This window comes from Cohaesibacter gelatinilyticus (genome assembly GCF_900215605.1).
In the GTDB taxonomy this organism is placed as follows: domain Bacteria; phylum Pseudomonadota; class Alphaproteobacteria; order Rhizobiales; family Cohaesibacteraceae; genus Cohaesibacter; species Cohaesibacter gelatinilyticus.
On the sequence record NZ_OBEL01000003.1, the window covers coordinates 292,561 to 317,050 of the forward strand.

Sequence of the window (24,490 nt, forward strand, 5' to 3'; positions counted from 1 at the left end):
GGAGCAAGGCCATGCGTCAAGTAACGATTCCAGATACTGCGACCATCCGGGCCACGCTGGCAAGCGGCTTTCTGATTGGAATTACCCTGATCGGTTTGCCCCTGCAGGCGCTTTCCGTTACAGCAAAATTGCCAACAGCACGCTGGATTCCGGTCATTTATCATCGTTTGGCTTGCTTTGGTTTTGGTGTCAGGGTCAGAACCAAAGGGCGTTTGGCGATTGACAAAGGCTCGGTTCTGATTACGGCAAATCATGTATCCTGGCTTGATATTGTGGTTTTGGGACAAAGTCGCCCGCTTTCCTTCATTGCCAAATCAGAAGTGGCGAATTGGCCAATCTTTGGATGGTTTGCCAAATTGCAACGCTCCATATTTGTCAACCGAACCCGCCGATCCGAGACGGGAAAGGTTGCCAAGGCGATTGCCGAGCGTTTGGCCCAAGGCGATGCCATGGTTCTGTTTCCGGAAGGGACTTCCTCAGACGGTAATCGGGTTCTGCCTTTCCGCTCAGCGCTTATTGGAGCAGCGAGCGCAGCAATGTCCACTGCATCTGAAGCCAACCAAAACGAGACTTCTACCACGTCTGCTCCATCGGTTTGGATACAACCGGTGTCCATTGCCTATACCGCAGTTCAGGGTCTGCCAATGGGGCGTCAGCATCGCCCACTCGCGGCCTGGTATGGTGATATGGAATTGATGCCTCATCTTTGGGCCATACTGAAAGAGGGCGCATTGGATGTTACGATAAGCTATGGCGAGCCAATCCCGATGGATGATAGCGTGAATCGCAAGCAGATTGCGCAAATGGCTGAAAATGAAGTAAGAGCGATGACCCGTGCTGCACTTTTCGAGAGACGGATTGCCAAACAATAGCATCGAGGCAAGATGACGGAATTTGCGCTTTGCAAATTCGCGGAAAATGCGCTAAAGCTCCCCGCCATTCAGCTGTTTGTGGCAATATGGGTCATGAACAGCATGTTGCGCGGTACGAACCGCACTTTCAGACCAGATTTTCCGGGCGTGACCAGATATGACCGATCCTAAAGACAAAAAGGTCTTTGTGAAGACCTATGGCTGCCAGATGAATGTCTATGATTCCGATCGTATGGCCGATGCTTTGGCGACCAAGGGATATAAGCCGACCGAACAAATGGAAGAGGCTGATCTGGTCATTCTCAATACCTGCCATATTCGCGAGAAAGCAGCGGAAAAGGTCTATTCCGAGCTGGGACGTATCCGCAAATTGCGCGACGCCAAACGGGATGGCGGCAAGGGCGACATGAAGATTGGTGTTGCCGGCTGCGTGGCTCAGGCTGAAGGCGAGGAAATCATGCGCCGTGCGCCTGTCGTTGATATGGTTTTTGGCCCGCAATCTTATCATCGCCTGCCAGATCTGCTGGACCGGGCCGATAATGGTGACCGTGTGGTGGAAACCGATTTTCCGGTCGAAGACAAATTTGCCAATCTGCCCAAGGCCAAGAAGGAAGTGACACGCAAACGCGGTGTCAGTTCATTCCTGACGGTACAAGAGGGTTGTGACAAATTCTGTACCTTCTGCGTGGTGCCATACACTCGTGGTGCAGAGGCATCCCGCCCGGTTGCGCAGATTGTTGCCGAGGCCGAGCGCCTGGCCGAAGCAGGTGTGCGCGAAGTCACGTTGTTGGGGCAGAATGTCAATGGCTATCATGGGGAAGGCCCGGACGGCAAAGCCTGGGGCTTGGGGCGCCTTTTATTCCGTCTGGCAGAGATCAATGGTCTGGATCGCTTGCGCTACACCACCTCGCACCCGCGCGATATGGATGAGGAATTGTTGGTAGCACATCGCGATCTCGACAGCCTGATGCCGTATCTGCATTTGCCGGTCCAGGCTGGATCCAACAAGATCCTCAAAGCCATGAACCGTCAGCATACTTACGACGATTATGTGCGTTTGATTGACGTGATCCGCGACGTGCGCCCGGATATCGCCTTGTCCGGCGATTTCATTGTTGGTTTCCCCGGCGAAACCGAAGAGGATTTCGAAGACACCATGCGCATTGTGCGCGAAGTGACTTATGCGTCTGCTTATAGCTTCAAATATTCTCCACGCCCGGGTACACCTGCTGCTGATATGAAAGAACAGGTGGAAGCAACAATTGCATCCGAGCGTCTCTATCGCTTGCAAGAGCTTCTGAATCAGCAACAGCGCGATTTTAACGCCTCAAAGGTTGGAACGACAATGAGCCTGCTCCTGGAGCGCAAGGGGCGTGATGAGGGACAGCTGGTCGGTAAATCTCCTTGGCTACAAGCTGTGCATGTTCAAGCTTCCGAAGAATTGATTGGTGAAATTGTCACAGTTCACATCGATAATATTGGAACCAACAGTTTGTTTGGGACAATGATAGAAGATCGAACTACAATAGGCACTCCTCTCCATAACCAAGCGGAAGGGTTAAGCATTTGAGCGATCACAATCGCGAAATGACCCCAAAAGGGACCAAAGGCAAAAAGAGCCAAACTTCGAACAAGCAGCCAGCCAAGCAGCAGGCACGCAAGCAACATCGCGCCTCAAAGGCGCTCAGCGCCGCATCTGACATGGGCCATATTGTCCTGTCTTATGATGACAATCGTCTGGCTAGCAACCTTTTCGGCCAATATGATCAGCATCTTGCCCGCATTGAGCAAAAGCTCGGGATTGAAGCCATCGCCCGCGGCAACAAGGTCACAATCAAAGGCCCCGCCGATTTATGTGATCAGGCCAAATATGCTCTCGACAGTCTCTATCACCGTCTGGAAACAGGTGAAGAAATTGAACAGGCCGATGTGGATGGTGCCATCCGCATGGCTCAAGCAGCAGATGAACAATTGGTTCTCCCACAAATGATGCCAGAAGATGCGCAAGGCAAGGGCAAACTGAATTTTGCCCAGATTGCGACCCGTAAGAAAAAACTGATTGCCCGCACAGCCACGCAGGATGCCTATATCCGTGCGATGGATCGCGCAGATCTGGTCTTTGGCACCGGTCCGGCCGGTACCGGCAAGACCTATTTGGCCGTTGCCTATGCTGCATCCTTGCTTGAACGTGGTGTCGTGGACCGGATCATCCTTTCCCGTCCGGCAGTGGAAGCAGGCGAGCGGCTTGGTTTCCTTCCGGGTGATATGAAGGAAAAGGTCGATCCTTACCTCCGTCCCCTTTATGACGCGCTTTATGATATGATGCCGCCAGACAAGGTGGAACGTGAGTTGGAAGCAAAGGTCATCGAGATTGCGCCCCTTGCCTTCATGCGTGGCCGAACGCTCTCCAATGCCGTGGTTATCCTGGACGAAGCCCAGAATACAACTTCCATGCAGATGAAGATGTTTCTGACCCGCCTTGGTGAAAATTCCAAAATGATCATCACAGGTGACCCAAGCCAGATCGACTTGCCCTCTGGCGAGCAATCTGGTCTGGTGCAGGCGATGGATATTCTCTCTGACATCCCATCCATTGTGCGGGTTCAATTCACCGCTGAAGATGTGGTGCGGCATGAATTGGTCATGCGTATCGTCAATGCCTATGATGATGAGGCACGTCGTAAGGTACGTATTCGCCGGGCTTTGGAAGAAAGGGCATTGACCGATCTGGATGAGAGTGCAGGCAAGGATCAGTCGGACGAGGCGGCGCAATGAGCCTTGCTCCCCTGGAAACTCCTCTCGAAAAAGACAGCCTGATTGAAGCGGATAATTGGAATCGGATTGAAAATCTGGAGCTTTTGATCAGTCGTGCAATTGATACGGCCCATGCATATGCCGAGCAAGTCGAGAAAATCGAAATTCGGCAAGGCTCGGAAGTATCTCTGGTTTTCAGTGACAATGAGACTGTAAGAGAGCTCAATGCCGCTCATCGAGGCAAGGACCAGCCAACAAATGTGCTATCTTTTCCCATAGATGAAGAAGCAGATCCCCTGGGGCCTCTTCTGGGTGATATTGTTTTCGCCTATGAGACGGTTGAGCGTGAGGCAGAAGAGCTGGCTATTGAATTTTCAGCCCATCTTACCCATTTGTGTGTTCATGGTTTTTTGCATCTTTTAGGCTACGATCACATTGAATGGGATGAGGCGGAGAAGATGGAAGCTGTGGAAATTGCCATTCTCGCCCAATTGGGAATAGATAATCCCTATGCAGGCTCAGATCCGCTTCCGATGCCTGATTAGATTTTTTTAGACGTAATATGAGGAAAGCTGGCTGATTGCCAGCATGACATACGATAATGAACGATCCCGATAGTCCTGACCCTTTGGACCCCAGCCCGATCGAGCCGGGTAGTGAACGCCAGCAAGACAAGAATGAGGGCTGGTTTCAGCGCCTCATCAACGGTTTGACCGCCCGGCTGAACACAAAATCTCTGCGTACCCAGATGGAAGGCGCATTGGCCGATGACGAAGGGGGAGATGAGACTTTCTCCGCCGATGAAAAAGTCATGTTGCGCAATATTCTGGCGCTACGTGAATTACGGGTTGATGATGTCATGATCCCCCGTGCCGATATCGATGCGGTCGAAGATGACATTTCATTGGGCGCTTTGCTGGCTATTTATCAGGAAGTCGGACATTCCCGCCTTCCGGTCTATCGTGAAACGTTGGATGATCCTGTGGGCATGGTTCACATCAAGGATGTCGTTGGTCTGATGACATCAGAAGGATGCGTTTCCACCGACGGAGATCTGTTGGATTGTGCTGATGAAAATGAACCGATTGATCGGCAAGCCGAAGATCAGAATGGTTCCGAAAAGGTTTATCATCCGTTGCTGTCTGGCAGCAATCATCCCAAAACCATGAGCAACATTGATCTTCAGCGCCCTTTGAGTGAGCTTGGTGTCATCCGTGAGATTCTGTTTGTGCCACCATCCATGCCTGCAACCGATCTGATGGCAACCATGCGTGCTGCACGCACCCAGATGGCACTTGTTATTGACGAATACGGTGGAACTGATGGCCTGATCTCACTGGAAGATGTGGTGGAAACGGTTGTTGGTGATATTGAAGACGAACATGATGATGAAGAGCAATTGGTTGTGGCGCCAGCAGGGCCAAATCTGTTCATCGCCGATGCCAAGGCGGATCTCGAAGAAGTCTCCAATGCAATTGGTGTAACACTCGCCACCAGTGAAGAATCGGATGATGTTGATACGTTGGGTGGTTTGATTTTTACCCATATTGGTCGAATTCCGGTGCGTGGCGAGTTGATTGCCATCTCCGATAATCTCGAAGCAGAGGTTATGGATGCGGATCCTCGCCGCATTCGGCGTGTAAAAATTCGTATCAAACCTACAAAAAAAGGCTCAAAACGCCTTGGCCAATTGAATGCTGCCAATCTGGAAGTGAGCAATTCCGGCTCCGAGGATAAAGATCCAGGGCAAGAGGAACCCGATGCAAAGCGTGCTTGACCTGTAACCCGAATGCTGAGTCTTATGACTTCCACAAGACTTGTTCTGATTCGCTGGGATCTCCATGGCTTCCATAAGGCATCTCTATTCTTCGCTTGTCCTGCTTGATGGCTGGAAGCGCTATTGTCTGGCTTTTCTCCTTGGAGTCATAGCCAGTTTTGCGCAGCCGCCTTATGGTTGGTTTGGTCTTCTGTGGTTTTGTTTACCCATTTTGGTCGCCCTGTTGGACTCTGCGTCTCTTGGGCATAATGGCCGCGCTGTTGCAAAGCGTATGTTTGCCACTGGGTGGATGTTTGCGTTTGGCTTCTTTCTGCTCACTTTTTATTGGCTCGGAGCTGCGTTTCTGGTGGAAGCAGAAAAATTTGCTTGGGCAATGCCTCTTGCAATTCTGGTTCTGCCAGCGGGGTTGGCAATTTTCTGGGCCGCGGCAATGGCAGCTCTCGCTCTGGTCTGGTCGGACCATTGGACGCGAGTGATATGGTTTGCACTATCATTGAGCATCATGGAATGGATCCGGGGGTTTGTTTTCACTGGGCTTCCATGGGGCGGGTTTGGCTTCTCTCTGGCAAGTAACGATCTAACCATGCAAGCCTTGTCCCTTACTGGGCCGGATCTTCTAACCTTGTGGGCATTGCTTCTCTTCACGCTGCCGGTCATCTGGATTGCTCAAGAGCATGTTAGCCGAAAAGCGCTGGGTTATACGGTTTTGATATCTGCGATTCTCGCAGTACAGATTCTGTATGGCTTTATGCGTCTGCAGAATGAAGGTTCAAAACCCTTGCAGTCTGAGGGACAGATTCTCAGGTTGGTTCAACCCAACATTCCTCAATCCGAAAAATGGAAGTTGGAAAATCGCTCCTGGATCTTTAACCGGTTGGTTGCGATGACCAGCCAAACCAGCGAACAAGCTCCAGCAGACGAAGTGGATCTTGTTATTTGGCCGGAATCCGCCATTCCCTTCTATTTGATGGAGCAACCCGCTGCCTTGGCAGCGATTGCACAAGCCTTACCCGGGCAAAGTCAGTTGATGACCGGTGCTCTTCGTAGGGAACAGAGCACCAAAGGTGAAGAGAATGTTTTCAATTCCATCTATTGGTTGGGTGCGGACGGAGCTGTGCGTGGGGCATATGATAAAACCCATCTGGTTCCATTTGGTGAATATCTTCCGATGCAATCGGTACTGGAGGCAATCGGGTTGGAACAATTGACCCGTTTGAAGGGAGGCTTTACGCCAGGGCGTAACCGTAATCTCCTCGGAACAGATAAGTTCGGATCTGTTCTTCCGCTGATTTGTTATGAGATTGCCTTTGCAGGTGAAGTAGCCAGCTATGTGGCACGACCGGACTGGATCTTGACGGTGACCAACGATGCCTGGTTTGGCCCGTCCATTGGCCCTTATCAGCATTTGTTCATGGCACGTATGCGAGCGGTGGAATTGGGTTTGCCTGTCGTTCGGGTTGCCAATACCGGTATTTCTGCAATCATTGATTTCAAAGGACAAGTGATCGCGCAAATTCCATTGGAACAAACCGGTATTCTTCAAATGAAATTGCCTGATGATAGAGCGAAGACATTATTTTCCATCGTAGGAAATGGTCTTTTTAGTGCAATTTGGCTTTTTTTACTCATAATTCTAATTTTTTTGCGCAGAAAAGTCTGAGCCACATGCTCTCAAGAATTGACAGAACATAAGCTCACACGGCAATATTGTTATAGACCTGTCCCCGAAGGCTCAAAATAAGACACATACCGAGCCTTGAGGTTGAAACAAGAGGTTGCGGAGCCTCTTTTAAACAAACAAGTTGGCAAAATGACTGTCGCCAAGAGCAGATTGCCACAAACAATGAGAGCCAAAATGGCCAGTAAAAAAGCACCAAACCCCATCGATATTCATGTGGGAAGCCGTGTCCGGCTGCGTCGCATGATGTTGTCTATGAGCCAAGAAAAGCTGGGTGAACATCTCGGGATCACCTTCCAGCAAATTCAGAAATATGAAAAAGGAACCAACAGAATTGGCGCCAGCCGCTTGCAACATATTGCGACCGTTCTGGAAGTGCCGGTTTCTTTCTTCTTTGAAGATGCCCCGGGGTCCCCGCAAGAAGCATCAGCAACGGGTGAGTCCAAATCTGAGAATTTTGTGATCGACTTCCTGTCTTCATCAGAAGGATTGCAACTCAATCGGGCCTTCGTTCAGATCAAGGATGCCAAGGTCCGTCGCAAGGTAGTGGATCTTGTGCGTGCTTTGGCAGGTGATGGCGAAGAAGGCTGATTTTTTCACATCAACTATCTTGACGTTTCCTTGGATTTCGTCTTTTTAGCACTTAATTAAGCCAGGAGGTTTAAGAGACCTCTTGGCTTTTTATTCATTCATGCCCGTTTGAAAGTGATCTCCTCAATGGCTCGTAAAGAATTTCTCTTCACCAGTGAATCCGTCTCGGAAGGTCATCCAGATAAAATCTGTGACAGGATATCGGATGCAATTGTCGACAAATTTTTGGAGCAGGATCCCTATTCGCGCATTGCGGTAGAGACCATGGCGACCACCAATCAGGTAACTTTGGCTGGTGAAGTGCGTGGCCCATCCAGCATCAATGCCGAGGTGATGAGCGAAACGGCTCGCCGGGTGATCAAGGATATCGGCTACGAACAGGATGGCTTCCACTGGAAGAATGCCAATATCGACGTTCATGTGCACGAACAATCTGCCGATATCGCCCAGGGCGTAGATGAAGCAGAAGGCAAGGATGAAGGAGCGGGTGATCAGGGAATCATGTTTGGCTATGCGGTCAACGAAACCCCTGAATTGATGCCAGCCCCTATTTTCTATGCACATAAAATCCTTCGTGATCTGGCCGAAGCCCGCCATTCCGGCGCCGAGCCGGCTTTGGGCCCGGATGCAAAAAGCCAATTGACCCTTCGCTATGTCGAAGGAAAGCCGGTAGAAGTCAGCTCTCTGGTTCTTTCAACCCAGCACTTGGATGAAAATCTTTCATCTGATGATATTCGTCAGATCGTGGCACCTTATATCGAAAAAGCGCTTCCCGAGGGCTGGCTGACGGATCAGACCGTCTGGCATGTCAATCCAACTGGCAAGTTCGTGATTGGTGGCCCTGACGGAGATGCCGGCCTGACTGGTCGTAAAATTATCGTGGATACCTATGGCGGGGCAGCCCCTCATGGTGGTGGCGCATTCTCAGGGAAGGATCCAACCAAGGTTGATCGTTCAGCTGCTTATGCCGCTCGCTATCTCGCCAAGAATGTTGTCGCAGCCGGTCTTGCTGATCGTTGCTCCATCCAGCTTTCCTATGCGATTGGTGTCTCCGAGCCATTGTCGCTTTATGTTGATAGCTATGGCACCGGCAAGGTGCGGGATTCCCAGCTAGAAAAAGCACTTTGGAACTGCATGAGCCTGACACCACGTGGCATTCGCACCCATTTGCAGCTCAATCGTCCGATCTATGAGCGCACCGCTGCCTATGGCCACTTTGGTCGCCAACCGAATGAAGACGGTGGTTTCTCTTGGGAGAGAACTGATCTGGTAGACAAAATCATCGCAGAACTGGCTTAGTCAACCAATAAGGCTTTGATTCCGCACTTTGCGGATGCGAAAGACTTGACCTTTTGCGTTTCTATTTTTATGGCGTATTCTGAAAACACAGAATACGCCATATATGTATTCTGCCGACTCTAAGGCTTATATAGCCTGTACAAATGATATCATTGGGAAATGTCTGATATGTCCGACCAGTTGCTTGGAACAGCTGCTGAACAAAATGATGTGCCAGCTTGTGAGAGTGTGAAGGAGGAGAAAAAGTCTTCTTTTTTCGGACGCAGAAAAGGCAAACCCCTTAGCCCGCGTCAACAGGCGTTGCTGGATGAGCGATTGCCGAGCCTCTTGCTTGACCCCAACATGCCGATGAATGACATCAAGAGCCTGTTTGATGAAACCAAGCAGGCAATCTGGATGGAAATCGGCTTTGGTGGGGCAGAACATATGAGTTATCAGGCCATACAGAATCCACAAGTTGGGCTGATCGGTTGCGAGCCGTTTGTCAATGGCGTGAGTAAGGCTATTGATCAGATTGCAGCTCATGATATCGCGAATATTCGCCTCTATAATGAGGATGCGGCTCATATTCTGGATTGGCTGCCAGTAGGCTCGATCGATAAGCTATTCCTGCTTTATCCTGATCCTTGGCATAAAAAGCGACACTGGAAGCGCAGATTTGTATCTCATCACAATCTTGAGCGCATCATTCGCGTGCTAAAGCCTGGTGGTATTTTCCGCTTCGCCTCTGATATTGCCGATTATGTTGACTGGACATTGGAGCATATTAAAAAGCACCCGCAATTCAAAGAGCTGGGTGCCACCTCGGAGCAACGCCAACAACCATATCCGGACTGGAAACGCACGCGCTATGAAGCGAAAGCTTATCGAGAAGGGCGTATTCCGCAATATCTGGAATTCGAGCGACTTGCAGATTAGAAACTCGCCGGAAGATCGAAAAAGTGCCGATCAAATGGATGCTTGCTTTCTGACCATGAAATGGTGTATAAGGCGACCAAAATCTAGGCGATCAGTTTAGGGTGGGCCCAACGGACCCGCTCTTTTTTATTCTCTGCTGGTCGCAATCGGGCAATTGAGCAATCATTTGCAACAAACAGGAGACAGGCTTGCCAATGAACGAAGGCAATCCAAATCAACGCCACAAAAGCGCAAGTCGCTTGATCAGTGAAAACGGTCTGGAAGCACGAGTTGTGCAGATTGTTGACCCCGTGATTGAGGATCTTGGCTTTGATCTTGTTCGGGTCCGCATCACCGGTACCAATGGCTGTACCGTGCAAATCATGGCCGAGCGGCCAGATGGTTCCATGACGATTGAGGGCTGCGAAACCATTTCTCGCGCCATCTCTCCGGTGTTGGATGTCGAAGATCCGGTTGACGGGGAATATCATTTGGAAGTTTCCTCTCCCGGAATTGATCGACCTCTGGTGCGTGTGCGGGACTTTGAAGCCTGGCTCGGTTTTGAAATCAAACTGGAATTGTCGATCGGTCTCGATGGGCGTCGTCGGTTCCGTGGTATAATTGAAGCGGTAGAAGGTCAGGAATTGCTTCTGACCTTACCTGATGCGCCGGCAGACAAGCCCAGCACAGTCAGGTTGCCATTGACCGATCTGGCCGAAGCCAAACTGGTCATGACCGATAAATTGATGGAACTTGCGCTCAAGGCGCAATCCACCAAATCCGCTGACGAGGCTCCAAGCCTCGATTCTGATCAGGAACAATAGGAGACCCTGACGATGGCAATCAGTGCAAACCGTCTTGAGCTTTTGCAAATCGCAGATGCTGTGGCGCGCGAAAAATCCATTGATCGCATGATCGTGATCGGTGCGATGGAGGACGCCATTCAGAAAGCGGCTCGTTCTCGCTACGGTCAGGAAACTGACATCAAGGCTTCTATCGATCCACGTACCGGTGAAACCCGTTTGGAGCGTCGTCTGGAAGTGGTTGAGGTGGTAGAAGATTATGCCACTCAGATTGCTCTTGTTGATGCGCGTGATCGCGAACCCGAGATCCAGATCGGTGATATCGTCACCGATATTCTGCCACCACTGGAATTTGGCCGCATTTCTGCCCAATCTGCCAAACAGGTTATTGTGCAGAAGGTGCGCGAAGCTGAGCGTGATCATCAATTTGATGAATTCAAGGATCGTGTTCACGAGGTCATCAATGGCCAGGTTAAACGTGTGGAATATGGCAATGTCACGGTCGATCTTGGTGGTACCGAGGCCATTGTTCGCCGTGACGAACTGATCGCTCGCGAAGCATTCCGTCCTGGAGATCGCATCCGTGCTCTTATTTACGATGTTCGCCGGGAACAGCGTGGCCCGCAGATCTTCCTGTCTCGTACACATCCGCAATTCATGGCAAAACTGTTCGCTCAGGAAGTGCCGGAAATCTATGATGGCATCATCACTATCAAATCTGTGGCGCGTGACCCTGGTTCTCGTGCCAAGATTGCTGTCATCTCGTCCGATAGCTCTATCGATCCGGTTGGTGCTTGTGTTGGTATGCGTGGGTCTCGCGTTCAGGCTGTCGTCAATGAGTTGCAGGGTGAGAAGATTGACATCATTCCATGGTCTGAAGATCCTGCAACCTTCATTGTGAATGCACTACAGCCTGCAGAAGTGGCAAAAGTTGTTCTGGATGAAGAATCCGAACGTATCGAAGTGGTTGTACCCAATGATCAACTGTCGCTGGCCATTGGTCGCCGCGGCCAGAATGTCCGCCTTGCCTCCCAGCTGACTGGTTGGGACATCGATATCATGACCGAAGAAGAAGAGTCGGAGCGCCGTCAGAAGGAATTCAACGAACGCGCTGAATTGTTCATGAAGGCACTTGACGTCGATGATATCGTTGCGCAGCTCTTGGCGTCCGAAGGGTTTGCTTCCATTGAGGAAGTGGCTTATGTGGATCCTAGCGAAGTTTCTGATATCGAAGGTTTTGATGAAGAAACCGCAGCTGAAATTCAGACCCGCGCCAATGAATATCTGGAAGCTCAGGCTCAGAAACTGAATGAAGAACGGATTGCACTTGGTGTATCTGATGATCTGCTGGAAATTTCCGGTTTGACCATGGCAATGCTGGTGGCGCTGGGTAAGGATGATATCAAGACCATTGAAGATCTTGCTGGTTGTGCAACCGATGATCTTGTCGGCTGGACCGAGCGGCGTAATGGCGAAGTCAAGCGCTTCAATGGCTGTTTGACCGGTTTTGATATTTCTCGTCAGGAAGCAGAAGACATCATTATGCTGACCCGTGTAGCTGCTGGCTGGATTGATCCATCCGAGCTGCTAAGCGAGGAAGAAGCTGCTGAATATGAAACTCTGGAAGCCGAAGAAGACGGCATCGAGGACGAAGATCTGGCAGTAGAAGCATCTGATGACGAAGGCGTTGAAGAAGCTGCCGAAAGTGAGAACCAGGAATAAGCTCTTGGTAAATTCCGGGAGGGTTAACCCTCCCGGCTAATAAAAAAACGGGACAAAGTTTGACAAATTCGGGCAAGAAAGGATAAACCGTGCCGCGCAAGAGCAATGAACCTGAGCGCCAATGCCTTGTGACACGGCAAAGCCTTTCCAAAACTGAGATGATCAGATTTGTGTTGGCACCCGATGATCAGGTTGTCCCTGATTTGAAAATGCGGCTACCCGGACGTGGCGTCTGGGTAACGGCAGACCGGAAAATCTTGGAAGAAGCGGTGAGCAAGGGTCTTTTTGCACGTGGTTTCAAATCCAAAACCCAAGATTGCATGCACTTGCCGGATCTGGTGGAAAGTCAACTTCGCCAGCACGCTTTGAGTGCATTGAGCATGACAAGAAAGGCCGGTCAGATTGTAACAGGCTTTGCAAAGGTTGAAGCAACCATTGCACAAAGCCCCCTATTGGGACTATTACATGCAGCAGATGCTGCGCAGGATGGACAAAAAAAGCTGGCCCAGGCTTTGCGACGCAGATTTGGCAGCGATCATTCGATCCCCGTGATTCGATTGTTCAGCGCCGATGCCATGAGTAAAGCCCTGGGGCAGGGCAACGTGATACATGCTGCTTTGACTGCCGGTTCCGCCAGTCATGGCTTTTTGAAACAAGCACAAATGTTCGAAGCATTTGTAGCTGACGATATAGAATTTTCCGACAGAGGCAGTGACAGCGCTGGTTCTGGCAGAGCCTCAGATGAGGCAACCGAGGGTAACGACCGCAAATGAGTGACGAAAACAACAACGACAACACCAATGGCCCATCAGAGAAAAAGACGCTGTCTCTGGGGAAAAGTGTAGGCCAGGGTACTGTGCGCCAAAGCTTCTCGCATGGCCGCTCAAAAGCGGTTGTTGTTGAAAAGCGCAAGCGTCGGTTCACCAATCCCAATGAAGGTAAGCCTGCCGCCTCTCGTGCACAGCCTGCACAAGAGGGCGAAAGGGCCAAGGCCCCTGCCCGTCAGGGTGGAGCTGGCGGCAAGTCCGGCGGTGGTGGACAACGTCAGGGCCAACGCCAAGGTCAGCGCGGCGGTGGTCGTGGCGGCAACAATCAGGCAGCGGCCAGTGGCCAGCGCGGTCTGACATCTTCTGAAAATGCCAAACGCCTGCAGGCGCTTGAGGCTGCCAAGCTTCGCGCCAAGGAAATGGAAGTTCGGAAGAAGGAAGAGGAAGCACGCCGCAAGGAAATGGAAGCCCAGCGTAAGGTCGAAGAAGAGGCCCGTCGCAAGGAAGAAGAAGCACGCGCTGCAGAAGCTGCCATTGAGGCGAAAAAAGCTGAAGAAGAGCGGAAAGTGCGTGAGGCCGCAGAGGCCGAAAAGGCCAAGCAGGAAGCCGTTGCCAAGCCGAAGCAGGAAGAGCGCTCTGCTCCTCGTCAGGATCGTAATGATCGTGGTCCTCGCTCAGGAGATCGTAATGATCGCGGCCCTCGTACAGGAGATCGTCCTGGCGGTGATCGTTCCGGCCGTCCACCGCGCTCAGGAGATCGTCCTGGCGGTGATCGTTCCGGCCGTCCACCGCGCTCAGGAGATCGCCCTGGCGGTGATCGTTCCGGCCGTCCACCACGGTCTGGTGATCGTCCAGGTGGTGATCGCGGTCCTCGCCCAGGTGGTGGTGCTGGTCGCCCTGGCGGTCCGGGTCGCCCCGGTGGCGCCGGTCGTCCGGCCGGTGGTGGTCGTCCAGGTGGTTTCGTGGCTCCTGCTCCGGATCTCAATGCAGAAGGCAAGCCAGGGGCGAAAACACTCAAGCCAGCACCAAAGCGTGCTCGCATGCCAGATCAAAACAAGACAGCGCAACCAGCCAAGCCGAAGACCGATGATCGCCGTCGCGGCAAGCTGACCCTGTCCAACGCACTGAACGAGAATGAACGCCAACGTTCACTTGCTTCCATGCGCCGTCGCCGTGCGAAACAGCGCGGCATGCAAAATGATGTGCCGCGTGAAAAGGTCTTCCGTGAAGTGATCATTCCTGAAACGATCACGGTTCAGGAATTGGCGCAGCGTATGACCGAGCGTGCGGTTGATGTGATCAAGATTCTGATGAAGCAGGGTCAGATGGTCAAGACGGTTGATATTCTTGATGCGGATACAGCTCAACTGGTGGCTGAAGAGCTGGGTCACACTGTTAAGCGCGTGTCTGAGGCTGATGTTGAAGAAGGTCTGTTCAACAAGACAGATTCTGATGAAACGCTTCTCAAACGTCCTCCGGTTGTGACCATCATGGGTCACGTTGACCATGGTAAAACCTCGTTGCTTGATGCTGTTCGCCAAGCCAATGTGGTCAAGGGCGAAGCCGGTGGCATTACCCAGCATATTGGTGCCTATCAGGTAGAGCAGAATGGTGAGAAGATCACCTTCATCGATACTCCGGGCCACGCGGCCTTTACCGAAATGCGTGCTCGTGGTGCAAAGTCAACTGACATCGTGGTACTGGTTGTTGCAGCCGATGATGGCGTGATGCCGCAGACGATTGAGGCCATCAACCATGCTCGTGCTGCTGAAGTACCGATCATTGTTGCTGTCAACAAAATGGATTTGCCTGCTGCTGATCCATCTCGTGTTCGCAATGAATTGCTTCAACATGAAGTTTTTGTTGAGACCATGGGTGGTGAAGTGCTGGAAGTGGAAGTTTCGGCTCTGAAGCGCCAGAATCTTGACGGCTTGCTTGAAGCTATTTTGATGCAGACCGAATTGCTGGAGTTGAAAGCGAATCCGGATCGTGAAGCTGACGGTATCGTTGTCGAAGCCAAGCTCGACAAGGGCCGAGGCCCTGTCGCAACGGTTTTGGTTCAACATGGTACATTGAATGTTGGCGATATCGTTGTCGCCGGGGAGCAATGGGGTAAGGTCCGTGCGCTGGTCGATGATCTTGGTAAGAAAGTAGATTTTGCAGGGCCATCCAAGCCGGTTGAGATTCTCGGCTTCCAGTCTGCTCCAGATGCTGGTGATCAGGTTGCTGTGGTTCAAACCGAAGGCCGTGCGCGCGAGATTACCGAATATCGTATCCGTAAGAACAAGGATCTGGCGGCTGCCAAGGCCAACCGTGGTTCTTTGGAACAGATGCTTTCCAACTTGAAGGCATCTGATGCCAAGACCTTCCCGATTGTTGTCAAAGGCGATGTGAAGGGCTCTGTCGAGGCTATTATCGGTGCTCTGGACAAGATCGGTAACGAAGAAGTCTCTGCGCAGATCCTGCATTCCGGTGTCGGTGGTGTGACCGAATCGGACGTCACGTTGGCTGAAGCCTCAGGTGCTCCAATCATCGCATTTAACGTACGTGCAAATCAGCAGGCCAAACAGGCAGCTGAGCAGAAGGGCGTTGAAATCCGCTACTACAACATTATCTACGATCTGACAGATGATGTGAAAGCGGGTATGTCCGGCATGCTCAGCCCGGAAGTTCGCGAAACCTTCATTGGTTACGCAGAAATTCTGGAAGTCTTCAACATCACCAAGGTCGGCAAAGTTGCCGGTTGCCGCGTGACCGAAGGCACTGTCGAGCGTGGTACCGGTGTACGTCTGCTGCGCGACGATGTGGTCATTCATACTGGCAAACTCTCCACCCTCAAGCGCTTCAAGGATGAAGTGAAAGAGGTTGTTGTTGGTCAGGAATGCGGTATGGCCTTCGAGAAATACGAAGATCTTCGTGTTGGCGATCAAATCGAATGCTTCCGCGTCGAAGAGATCGCACGTTCTCTGTAATCCGGAGACGTCACGGAATATCAATACTGGCCCTGTTGGCCATGAAAATTTGTGCGGCGGTCGGTCCAATCCCGGCCGCTGCCTTGCTGTTTATAGGATAGACTATGAGCCGAAAGACACGTGGCGGCAAAGGTATGCCGTCTCAGCGCCAGCTGCGCGTTGGTGAACTGGTGCGCAAATCCATCTCTGAATGTCTGACTCGTGGTGAAGTTCAGGATGAATTGCTCCAGAATAACGTTATTTCCATTCCAGAGGTACGCGTGACCCCGGATATGAAGCTGGCAACGGCCTTTGTCATGCCGTTGGGTGTTCCTGGCATGGAAAAGGACATTGTGGAAGCACTGAACCGCCACAAGAAGTATCTGCGCGGGCGTCTTGGTCGCGATCTTGGAATGAAACATACACCGGAATTACGCTTCCGCTATGATGAGACCTTCGATGAAGCCTCGCGCATTGATGCGCTGCTGAGTTCACCGAAAGTCATACAGGATTTGCAAGACAGAAACGATCAGGCTGAAGAAGACGAGTAGGGGCCGATCATGTCAGAGAATGGAAGCATTCAGGCGGAGCAGGATCAGCAACCAGCAAAGCCGAAGAAAAAGAAAAAACAGCAATTTCGCGCCAAACGCCGCACGGATATTCACGGCTGGGTTGCTCTCGACAAACCACTGGAAATGACTTCGACGCAGGCTGTGGGTGCAATCAAACGCATCTTCAATGTTAAGAAAGCCGGCCATGCAGGGACGCTTGATCCATTGGCAACGGGCTGCCTGCCGATTGCCCTGGGTGAAGCCACAAAGACCGTGTCTTACGTCATGGATGGTATCAAGCTCTATGAATTCAAGGTTCGTTGGGGCGAGGAAACCAGCACTGATGATGCCGAAGGCGAGCTGATTGACAGCTCTTCCCATCGCCCGTCAGAAGAAGAGATCGAAGCGTGCCTCGATCACTTCACTGGTGAGATCATGCAGGTGCCTCCAGCCTTTTCTGCCATCAAGGTGAATGGTGAGCGAGCCTATGATCTGGCTCGTGATGGCGAAGAGGTCAAGCTGGCTGCCCGCCCCATTACTGTTCATGATCTGGAACTGGTTGAGGTTCCGGACGAAGATACTGCAATTTTTGTCGCCGAATGTTCCAAGGGCACCTATGTTCGCTCCTTGGCACGTGATATTGGGCGACATCTCGGAACGCGAGGCCATGTGATTGGTCTGCGTCGGCTCTGTTCAGGACCATTTAGCGAGGAAATGCTGATTTCGCTGGAAAGTCTTGAAGACTTGAGCCATAGTGCGCCCGGCGAGCCCGGGCTCGCCAATGCTTTGCTTCCTGTTCAGACCGCGCTGGACGACATCCCGGCTCTGGCCATAAACAGGAATGCCGTAGCAAGATTACGCCGAGGTCAATCGGTCTTGCTACGTGGAAATGATGCCCCGATCGACGGGTTCGCATTGGCAATGAATGGGGCTAACCCAATTGCTATTTGCGAAATTGTTGCCGGAGAATTGTGCCCAAGGCGTGTTTTCAATCTGCCTGAGGGTTCCGTGGATCTGTCCACGCCTCAGCCAAACCAATAAGGAGATCCCGATGTCGATTTCTGCTGAACGCAAACAAGAACTGATCAAAGAATATGCCACCAAAGACGGCGACACCGGTTCCCCAGAGGTACAGGTTGCTGTTCTTTCCGAGCGTATTGCCAATCTGACTGAGCACTTCAAGTCTCATAAGAAAGACAATCACTCTCGTCGTGGTCTTCTGAAATTGGTTTCTCAGCGTCGTAAACTTCTTGACTATGTAAAAGCCAAAGAAGAAGCACGCTATCAGGACCTGATCAAGCGTCTTGGTCTGCGTCGCTAAGCTCCAAATAAAACGCGGTGATCAGATGATCGCCGCGTTTTCTCGTATCTGACCAAGTTGGATGAATACAACTTCATCCTCTTGTTCTTGCTTTAAGACTTTGTGAAGCAAGAGATGAAACAAGGGATCCGGGCCTATAAGGGTTGGCCCTTGTTAGAATGAGTCACCGGCAGGATTGCCAGCGGCTTTGCCCTCAATCGAGTGACGCAAGGCCCCTCGTTGTCTTGCCCGTGGCAAATATGCCAAACATGCCCCGTTGAAAATGTATGTATGGGGGCATCTATGAAAGGACATTTGAATGTTCGATATTCAACGTGAAGAAATTGAATGGGGCGGCCAACAGCTCGTCCTGGAGACCGGTAAAATTGCCCGCCAGGCTGACGGTGCTGTTCTGGCGTCCCTTGGTGGTACAACTGTACTTGCGACCGTTGTGTCTGCAAAGCAGCCAAAGCCAGGTCTCGATTTCTTCCCACTGACCGTCAATTATCAGGAAAAGGCCTATGCGGCCGGTAAAATTCCTGGCGGTTACTTCAAACGTGAAGGTCGCCCAAGCGAGAAGGAAACATTGGTTTCCCGCCTGATCGACCGTCCGATCCGTCCTTTGTTCGTTGAAGGCTACAAGTGCGAAACACAAGTGATCGTCACTGTGATGAGCCACGACATGGAAAACGATCCAGACGTACTGGCCATGGTAGCAACTTCTGCTGCTCTGACCCTGTCTGGTGTTCCATTCATGGGCCCGATCGGTGGTGCACGCGTTGGTCTGATCAATGACGAGTTCGTCTTGAACCCGGCTGTCGACCAGATGGAAGAATCCAAGCTGGACCTGATGGTCGCTGGTACCTCTGATGCAGTTCTGATGGTGGAATCCGAAGCACAGAATCTGCCAGAACAGACCATGCTGGATGCAGTTATGTTTGGTCACAAGGGCTTCCAGCCTGTGATCGGCGCTATCATCCGTCTGGCTGAAAAAGCGGCCAAAGAGCCTCGCGAATTCGTCACTCCGGACAATTCCGAGCTGAAAGCCAAAGTTACCGAAATCGTTGGTTCCGAGCTGGCTGACGCTTACAAGATCACCTCCAAGACCGAGCGTCGCGATGCGATTGATGCGGTTAAGGCGAAAGTGGTCGAAGCGCTGTGCGACGCCGAGAACGAAGAAGCACCTGCAACATCCGTTGTGGGCGATGTCTTCAAGAAAGTTGAAGCTGGCATCGTTCGCGGCCAGATCATCGAGACAAGCACTCGCATTGACGGTCGCGATCTTTCCACCGTTCGTCAGATCAAATCCGAAGTGGGCACTCTGCCACGCACCCATGGATCTGCACTTTTCACCCGTGGTGAAACCCAGGCAATGGTTGTTGCCACACTCGGTACTGGTGATGATGAGCAATTTGTTGATGCTCTGGAAGGCACCTACAAGGAAACCTTCCTGTTGCATTACAACTTCCCTCCATATTCTGTAGGCGAAGCGGGCCGCGTTGGTTTCACCGGTCGTCGCGAAATCGGCCATGGTAAACTGGCATGGCGTGCAGTTCGCCCAGTGCTGCCTGCCCATCATGATTTCCCATACACCTTGCGTGTTGTCTCTGAAGTGACCGAATCCAACGGTTCTTCTTCCATGGCGACTGTTTGTGGTACTTCCTTGTCTCTCATGGACGCTGGTGTTCCTCTGAAGTCACCTGTTGCCGGTATTGCAATGGGCCTGATCAAAGAAGGCGACAAATATGCAGTTCTGTCTGACATTCTGGGTGATGAAGATCATCTGGGTGACATGGACTTCAAAGTCGCTGGTACTTCCGAGGGCATCACCTCTTTGCAGATGGACATCAAGATTGATGGCATTACCGAAGAGATCATGAAGGTTGCTCTGGAGCAGGCCAAGGGCGGCCGCTTGCACATTCTCGAAGAAATGGGCAACGCTCTTTCCGAGGCTCGTCCAGAAGTTGGCGAACATGCTCCTCGCATCGAGACTTTCAAGATCCCAACCGACAAGATCCGTGAAGTGATTGGTTCTGGCGGTAAGGTAATCCGTGAAATTACAGAAAAAACCGGCGCAAAAGTTGATATCTCTGATGATGGTACCATCAAGGTGGCTTCCTCTGATGGTGCTGCGATCACCGCAGCTGTCAACTGGATCAAGTCCATTGCAGCAGAACCGGAAGTTGGCGAGATTTACAAAGGCAAAGTGGTCAAAACCGTTGACTTCGGTGCTTTCGTAAACTTCTTCGGTGCGCGTGACGGCCTGGTTCATATCTCTCAGTTGACCCCACAGCGCACCAACAAGGTGACCGATGTGGTTAAAGAAGGCGACAGCGTCTTCGTCAAGCTGCTGGGCTTTGACGAGCGTGGCAAGGTACGCCTGTCCATGAAAGTCGTGGACCAGGAAACTGGCGAAGAGATCAAGCGTGAAGAAAAGAAAGAAGCCAACGCTGACTAATCAGCCATTAGCTTCTTGACGAATTGAAAACCCGCTGGCAGATGCTGCCTGCGGGTTTTTCTTGGTCTGTTATAGACGATCAGAGCAAGTATTAATACTTCATCAAATCCAATATGAGCACAAATTGTGCGAGAGAGACTGATGATTTAAAGAAGTAGGGATTCTGAAATCCTCAAGCGGCCTTCGTATCGTGCCTGGAATTCAATTCATTACCAGAATGTGTATGGGAAGTTTCCATCTCCACACCGGGCACAAGATTTATGTCGCGCGGCTTGCCAAGCAGGAAGCCCTGTGCCTCATGGCAGCCCGCAATCTTGAGGATTTCCAGGACTTCCTTATTGTCAATGCCTTCTGCAGTGATGCGCATGTCCAGACTTTTTGCCATGCCGATAACAGCCGAAATAATGGCCATGGCACCTTGGTCGTGGGTAAGATCCTTGACAAAACTACGATCAATCTTGAGCTTGTCAAACGGAAAATTGCTCAGATAATTGAGGCCGGAATAGCCTGTACCAAAATCATCCAGAGCAATGGAAATACCCATTTTCTGGAGCTTTTGCAGCATTTCTGCCGTGCCATCTGAAATGTTGATGAACAGGCTTTCGGTTACTTCCAGTTCAAGGCGGGCGGGATCCAGACCGGTTTCCTGCAAGGCATGTTCGGTCAGTTCCACAATATCGATATGCTGTATCTGAACGGGTGATAAATTGACGGCAACGCGCAAAGGATTATGCCAGCTGACCGCAGCTTTACAAGCTTCCAGAAGGGCAAATTCAGACAGTGGAATAATAAAGCCATTCTGTTCGGCGATAGGAATGAAATCACCCGGCGAAATCAACCCTCTTTGTGGGTGCTCCCAACGAATCAAGGCTTCGAAACCAACCTGTTCGCCGGTGGCGAAGCTGAATTGTGGCTGGAAGAACAGTTTGAACTCGTTATTCTTCAGAGCCCTGTCCATGTCTTGGGAAAGCAGTTGCAGATCATGGATCTTCTCATCTGCACCTTCTTCATAACAATAGATCTTGTTGTGTCCCTGTTGCTTGGCCCGTTGAAGAGCAAACTGAGCGCAATGCGCTAGTTCAGACCCTTCGAGGCTATCATCGGGATAGAGAGAAATACCACCTGAAAAAGTGATCTCCATGGAGCGGGCATCACAGATATAGGGACGATAGAGAGCTGTGAAGAGGCTTTGCATACGTTGCTGCAAATCTTCGCCACTGCCATCATAACGCACAAGGATGGCAAACTCGTTACCCGACAAGCGAGCACACTCCGCTCGTTGCCCTGTGAAATGCACCAAACGATTACCTATTTCCTTCAATAACTGATCAGCCCCACCATAGCCCAGTGTTGTGTTTACTTCCCTGAAGCGGTCAATATCCAACAGCATCAAGGCGAACGGACCAGTTTTTTTGGAGTTTGAAAGATAGGTATTGATTGTTTGGGAAAATTTCGCGCGCGTACTGAGACCTGTCAATTTGTCGTTGGCAGACAAGTCTTCAAACGCCTTCTTCATTTCTATCTCACGTTTGTTGAAGCGATAGAAAATGGCAAAGGACAAGGCGGAAATAAGGGCGATCATGGCCAGCTGAACAAGACCCAACCATTGGCTCTCATCACCCAGAAGCCAGAATACGAAAGCAGCATAAAAGAGATTGGCTATGGCCAATCCGCCCACAAAGAACCATTGTTTTTTGTTTCGTCCGAATTTGCGAGGTGAAGTCACCGACATCCTCATGCCTTCTGGCTACATTGACTACATCGCTTGCACTCTAGTGATAGGAAATAAATTTGAAGCTAAGAGAGATGGTTAAGCAAAAGCAAAGGCGACACTGTGTCCAAAAACAAAAGGGGAAAGCTGATGCTTTCCCCTTTTGCATGAATTTATATTTTGTAGCTCGACTTTAACGCTTGTCCAGATACCCAAGTGTATCCAGTGTTGGCATGGAAACAGTGTTGTAGCCCGCATCCACATAATGCGTCTCGCCAGTAACCGAAGAAGACAGATCAGACAGCAGATAAAGTGCTGTTCCACCCACATCTTCAATAGTGGTGGATTTGCGCAATGGGCTGTTATCACGCTGATAATTGAACATCTGGCGTGCATCCGAGATTCCAGCGCCTGCAAGCGTTCTGACAGGGCCGGCAGAGATGGCATTGACACGAATGCCCTCTGGACCAAAATCAGTTGCCAGATAGCGCACAGAGCTCTCCAGTGCCGCCTTGGCGACGCCCATGACATTGTAGTTGGGCATGACACGGACAGAGCCGGCATAAGTCAAGGTGATCATGGAGCCACCCTCATTCATGATAGCGCCTGCACGCTTGGCAATCTCGGTAAAGGAGAAGCAGGAAATCACCATTGTACGGGTGAAGTTCTCGCGACTTGTGTCTGCATAGCGACCCTTGAGCTCATTCTTGTCGGAAAAGCCGATGGCATGAACAACAAAATCAATTGAACCCCATTTTTCCTTCAATGTGTCAAAGACAGCATCAACGGAAGCCAGGTCTTCTACGTCACATGGCATAACGATGTCAGAGCCGACACTCTCGGCCAACGGCTTTACCCGTTTGCCAAGGGCTTCACCCTGATAGGTGAAGGCAAGCTCAGCTCCCTGATCGGCCAAGGTCTTGGCAATGCCCCAGGCAATGGAATGGCTATTCGCGACACCCATGATAAGGCCGCGTTTACCCGTCATCAAACCAGTCATGGATACAAGACCTCTTAACCGTTATAGCGCTGGAAAACCAAGGTGGCATTGGTGCCGCCAAATCCGAAGGAATTGGACAGAACCGTATCGATCTTGGCATTGTCGATGCGGTCACGAACGATTGGCACACCGTCAAATTCCGGATCCAGCTCGGTAATGTGAGCGGATTCACCAATGAAACCTGCTTGCAACATCAACAGGGAGTAAATGGATTCCTGTACGCCAGCAGCACCCAGGGAGTGGCCTGTCAGGGATTTGGTAGAAGCGATATGAGGCATCTTGTCGCCAAAGACTTCACGGATCGCACCGATTTCCTGTTTATCGCCAACAGGGGTAGAGGTGCCGTGACAATTGACATAATCGACATCGCCTTTGACGGTGGCCAGAGCCTGCTTCATGCAGCGCACCGCGCCTTCACCGGAAGGGGCCACCATGTCATAGCCGTCAGATGTTGCACCATATCCAACGATCTCTGCATAGATCTTGGCGCCACGGGCCAGAGCATGTTCCAGCTCTTCAACAACCAATACGCCGGCACCGCCAGCAATAACGAAACCATCGCGGGTAGCGTCATAGGCACGGGATGCTGTCGATGGGGTGTCATTATATTTTGAAGACATGGCGCCCATGGCGTCGAACAGGTTGGACATGGACCAGTCCAGATCCTCGTGGCCGCCAGCAAAGACGATATCCTGTTTACCCATCTGGATCAATTCATAGGCGTTGCCAATGCAGTGTGCAGAGGTGGAACAAGCCGAAGAGATGGAATAGTTCACGCCATGGATCTTGAAATAGGTCGCCAATGTTGCAGAAGCAGTAGAAGACATCGCTTTTGGAACCGCGAATGGGCCAATGCGCTTTGGCGAGCCATTTTTGCGAGTAATGTCAGCGGCCTGAACAACGGTCTGGGTGGATGGTCCGCCAGAACCCATCACGATACCGGTACGCTCGTTTGTGATGTTATCTTGCTCCAGGCCGGAATCCGCGATGGCCTGTTTCATGGCAACATGGTTCCACTCACCACCTTGTGAGAGGAAGCGTTTGGCGCGGCGATCAACCAGATCGCTGGTATCAATATCGGGAGCGCCCCAAACCTGGCATTTGAAGCCATGATCGGCAAAATCCTGGGAAAAACTAATGCCGGACTTGGCATCACGCAGGGATGCAGTGACCTGGTCGGCATCGTTACCAATAGAGGAAACAATACCCAAACCGGAAATGACAACTCGTCTCATAGTTAGGCCTCACTATCAATCTTGGGGCTCTTCATGTCTGGCAGATAGGTTTAGCCCTATCAGCCTCAATGTCTATCTGTCACTGACATAGGACAAAAAGGCCATTTTTCAAAGCGCAAAGCAC

General features: G+C 51.2%; 20 protein-coding genes. 17 read left to right on the top strand and 3 right to left on the bottom strand.

Annotated elements, in window-relative coordinates; translation table 11 throughout:
• The first annotated feature begins 11 nt into the window (after positions 1–11).
• From olsA to pnp, 17 genes are all read left to right on the top strand, one after another.
• Entirely contained in the window at positions 12–872 is an 861-nt protein-coding gene (gene olsA, locus CRO57_RS15230; protein ID WP_097154323.1) for a lyso-ornithine lipid O-acyltransferase, read from the top strand.
• A 157-nt stretch (positions 873–1,029) separates the two neighbouring features.
• Complete coding sequence (gene miaB, locus CRO57_RS15235; protein WP_097154324.1) at positions 1,030–2,442, top strand: tRNA (N6-isopentenyl adenosine(37)-C2)-methylthiotransferase MiaB; 1,413 nt, start codon at positions 1,030–1,032, stop codon at positions 2,440–2,442.
• Between the two features lie 131 nt (positions 2,443–2,573).
• Positions 2,574–3,647, top strand: a complete 1,074-nt coding sequence (locus CRO57_RS15240; RefSeq protein ID WP_097154494.1) for a PhoH family protein — start codon at positions 2,574–2,576, stop codon at positions 3,645–3,647.
• On the top strand, positions 3,644–4,171 hold the full coding sequence (gene ybeY, locus CRO57_RS15245; RefSeq protein WP_097154325.1) for an rRNA maturation RNase YbeY: 528 nt from the start codon (positions 3,644–3,646) through the stop codon (positions 4,169–4,171). The genes CRO57_RS15240 and ybeY overlap by 4 nt, the downstream gene beginning before the upstream one ends.
• A 56-nt stretch (positions 4,172–4,227) precedes the next feature.
• Entirely contained in the window at positions 4,228–5,403 is a 1,176-nt protein-coding gene (locus tag CRO57_RS15250; protein WP_097154326.1) for a transporter associated domain-containing protein, read from the top strand.
• 64 nt (positions 5,404–5,467) lie between these two features.
• Entirely contained in the window at positions 5,468–7,063 is a 1,596-nt protein-coding gene (lnt, locus tag CRO57_RS15255; protein WP_097154327.1) for an apolipoprotein N-acyltransferase, read from the top strand.
• 195 nt (positions 7,064–7,258) lie between these two features.
• Positions 7,259–7,672, top strand: a complete 414-nt coding sequence (locus CRO57_RS15260) for a helix-turn-helix domain-containing protein (RefSeq protein WP_097154328.1) — start codon at positions 7,259–7,261, stop codon at positions 7,670–7,672.
• 126 nt (positions 7,673–7,798) lie between these two features.
• Positions 7,799–8,971, top strand: a complete 1,173-nt coding sequence (gene metK, locus CRO57_RS15265; RefSeq protein ID WP_097154329.1) for a methionine adenosyltransferase — start codon at positions 7,799–7,801, stop codon at positions 8,969–8,971.
• A gap of 168 nt (positions 8,972–9,139) precedes the next feature.
• The gene (gene trmB, locus CRO57_RS15270; RefSeq protein ID WP_097154330.1) at positions 9,140–9,889 is read left to right on the top strand and encodes a tRNA (guanosine(46)-N7)-methyltransferase TrmB; all 750 of its coding nucleotides are present in this window, start codon (positions 9,140–9,142) and stop codon (positions 9,887–9,889) included.
• Between the two features lie 194 nt (positions 9,890–10,083).
• Entirely contained in the window at positions 10,084–10,692 is a 609-nt protein-coding gene (gene rimP, locus CRO57_RS15275) for a ribosome maturation factor RimP (protein WP_097154331.1), read from the top strand.
• A gap of 12 nt (positions 10,693–10,704) precedes the next feature.
• Positions 10,705–12,393: a transcription termination factor NusA gene (gene nusA, locus CRO57_RS15280; protein WP_097154332.1), complete on the top strand. Its 1,689-nt coding sequence runs from the start codon at positions 10,705–10,707 to the stop codon at positions 12,391–12,393.
• An 89-nt stretch (positions 12,394–12,482) separates the two neighbouring features.
• Positions 12,483–13,166 (top strand): RNA-binding protein, encoded by a 684-nt coding sequence (locus CRO57_RS15285; RefSeq protein WP_097154333.1) that lies wholly within the window; start codon positions 12,483–12,485, stop codon positions 13,164–13,166.
• Positions 13,163–16,132, top strand: coding sequence for a translation initiation factor IF-2 (gene infB, locus CRO57_RS15290; RefSeq protein ID WP_097154334.1), 2,970 nt, complete (start codon positions 13,163–13,165; stop codon positions 16,130–16,132). The genes CRO57_RS15285 and infB overlap by 4 nt, the downstream gene beginning before the upstream one ends.
• 104 nt (positions 16,133–16,236) lie before the next feature.
• Positions 16,237–16,662 carry a 30S ribosome-binding factor RbfA gene (rbfA, locus tag CRO57_RS15295; protein ID WP_097154335.1) on the top strand — a complete coding sequence of 142 codons (426 nt, stop codon included), beginning with the start codon at positions 16,237–16,239 and terminating at the stop codon, positions 16,660–16,662.
• Between the two features lie 9 nt (positions 16,663–16,671).
• A complete protein-coding gene (gene truB, locus CRO57_RS15300) occupies positions 16,672–17,703 on the top strand; it encodes a tRNA pseudouridine(55) synthase TruB (protein WP_097154336.1) in 1,032 nt (343 codons plus the stop codon).
• 10 nt (positions 17,704–17,713) lie between these two features.
• Entirely contained in the window at positions 17,714–17,983 is a 270-nt protein-coding gene (gene rpsO, locus CRO57_RS15305) for a 30S ribosomal protein S15 (RefSeq protein ID WP_097154337.1), read from the top strand.
• A gap of 298 nt (positions 17,984–18,281) precedes the next feature.
• Positions 18,282–20,420 (top strand): polyribonucleotide nucleotidyltransferase, encoded by a 2,139-nt coding sequence (gene pnp / locus CRO57_RS15310; protein WP_097154338.1) that lies wholly within the window; start codon positions 18,282–18,284, stop codon positions 20,418–20,420.
• Between the two features lie 172 nt (positions 20,421–20,592).
• Here pnp and CRO57_RS15315 read toward each other — a convergent pair whose 3' ends face one another.
• The 3 genes from CRO57_RS15315 to fabB all read right to left on the bottom strand — a co-directional run bounded on the left by CRO57_RS15315 (position 20,593) and on the right by fabB (position 24,366).
• Positions 20,593–22,152: a putative bifunctional diguanylate cyclase/phosphodiesterase gene (locus CRO57_RS15315; RefSeq protein ID WP_210200884.1), complete on the bottom strand. Its 1,560-nt coding sequence runs from the start codon at positions 22,150–22,152 to the stop codon at positions 20,593–20,595.
• 172 nt (positions 22,153–22,324) lie between these two features.
• On the bottom strand, positions 22,325–23,131 hold the full coding sequence (fabI, locus tag CRO57_RS15320; protein ID WP_097154340.1) for an enoyl-ACP reductase FabI: 807 nt from the start codon (positions 23,129–23,131) through the stop codon (positions 22,325–22,327).
• 14 nt (positions 23,132–23,145) lie between these two features.
• Complete coding sequence (fabB, locus tag CRO57_RS15325) at positions 23,146–24,366, bottom strand: beta-ketoacyl-ACP synthase I (RefSeq protein WP_097154341.1); 1,221 nt, start codon at positions 24,364–24,366, stop codon at positions 23,146–23,148.
• Between the last annotated feature and the right edge of the window lie 124 nt (positions 24,367–24,490).

Coding starts and splice junctions, on each gene's coding strand:
- olsA (WP_097154323.1), top strand. CDS start 12: ATGCGTCAAGTAACGATTCCAGATACTGCGACCATCCGGGCCACGCTG.
- miaB (WP_097154324.1), top strand. CDS start 1,030: ATGACCGATCCTAAAGACAAAAAGGTCTTTGTGAAGACCTATGGCTGC.
- CRO57_RS15240 (WP_097154494.1), top strand. CDS start 2,574: ATGGGCCATATTGTCCTGTCTTATGATGACAATCGTCTGGCTAGCAAC.
- ybeY (WP_097154325.1), top strand. CDS start 3,644: ATGAGCCTTGCTCCCCTGGAAACTCCTCTCGAAAAAGACAGCCTGATT.
- CRO57_RS15250 (WP_097154326.1), top strand. CDS start 4,228: ATGAACGATCCCGATAGTCCTGACCCTTTGGACCCCAGCCCGATCGAG.
- lnt (WP_097154327.1), top strand. CDS start 5,468: ATGGCTTCCATAAGGCATCTCTATTCTTCGCTTGTCCTGCTTGATGGC.
- CRO57_RS15260 (WP_097154328.1), top strand. CDS start 7,259: ATGGCCAGTAAAAAAGCACCAAACCCCATCGATATTCATGTGGGAAGC.
- metK (WP_097154329.1), top strand. CDS start 7,799: ATGGCTCGTAAAGAATTTCTCTTCACCAGTGAATCCGTCTCGGAAGGT.
- trmB (WP_097154330.1), top strand. CDS start 9,140: ATGTCCGACCAGTTGCTTGGAACAGCTGCTGAACAAAATGATGTGCCA.
- rimP (WP_097154331.1), top strand. CDS start 10,084: ATGAACGAAGGCAATCCAAATCAACGCCACAAAAGCGCAAGTCGCTTG.
- nusA (WP_097154332.1), top strand. CDS start 10,705: ATGGCAATCAGTGCAAACCGTCTTGAGCTTTTGCAAATCGCAGATGCT.
- infB (WP_097154334.1), top strand. CDS start 13,163: ATGAGTGACGAAAACAACAACGACAACACCAATGGCCCATCAGAGAAA.
- rbfA (WP_097154335.1), top strand. CDS start 16,237: ATGAGCCGAAAGACACGTGGCGGCAAAGGTATGCCGTCTCAGCGCCAG.
- truB (WP_097154336.1), top strand. CDS start 16,672: ATGTCAGAGAATGGAAGCATTCAGGCGGAGCAGGATCAGCAACCAGCA.
- rpsO (WP_097154337.1), top strand. CDS start 17,714: ATGTCGATTTCTGCTGAACGCAAACAAGAACTGATCAAAGAATATGCC.
- pnp (WP_097154338.1), top strand. CDS start 18,282: ATGTTCGATATTCAACGTGAAGAAATTGAATGGGGCGGCCAACAGCTC.
- CRO57_RS15315 (WP_210200884.1), bottom strand. CDS start 22,152: ATGTCGGTGACTTCACCTCGCAAATTCGGACGAAACAAAAAACAATGG.
- fabI (WP_097154340.1), bottom strand. CDS start 23,131: ATGACTGGTTTGATGACGGGTAAACGCGGCCTTATCATGGGTGTCGCG.
- fabB (WP_097154341.1), bottom strand. CDS start 24,366: ATGAGACGAGTTGTCATTTCCGGTTTGGGTATTGTTTCCTCTATTGGT.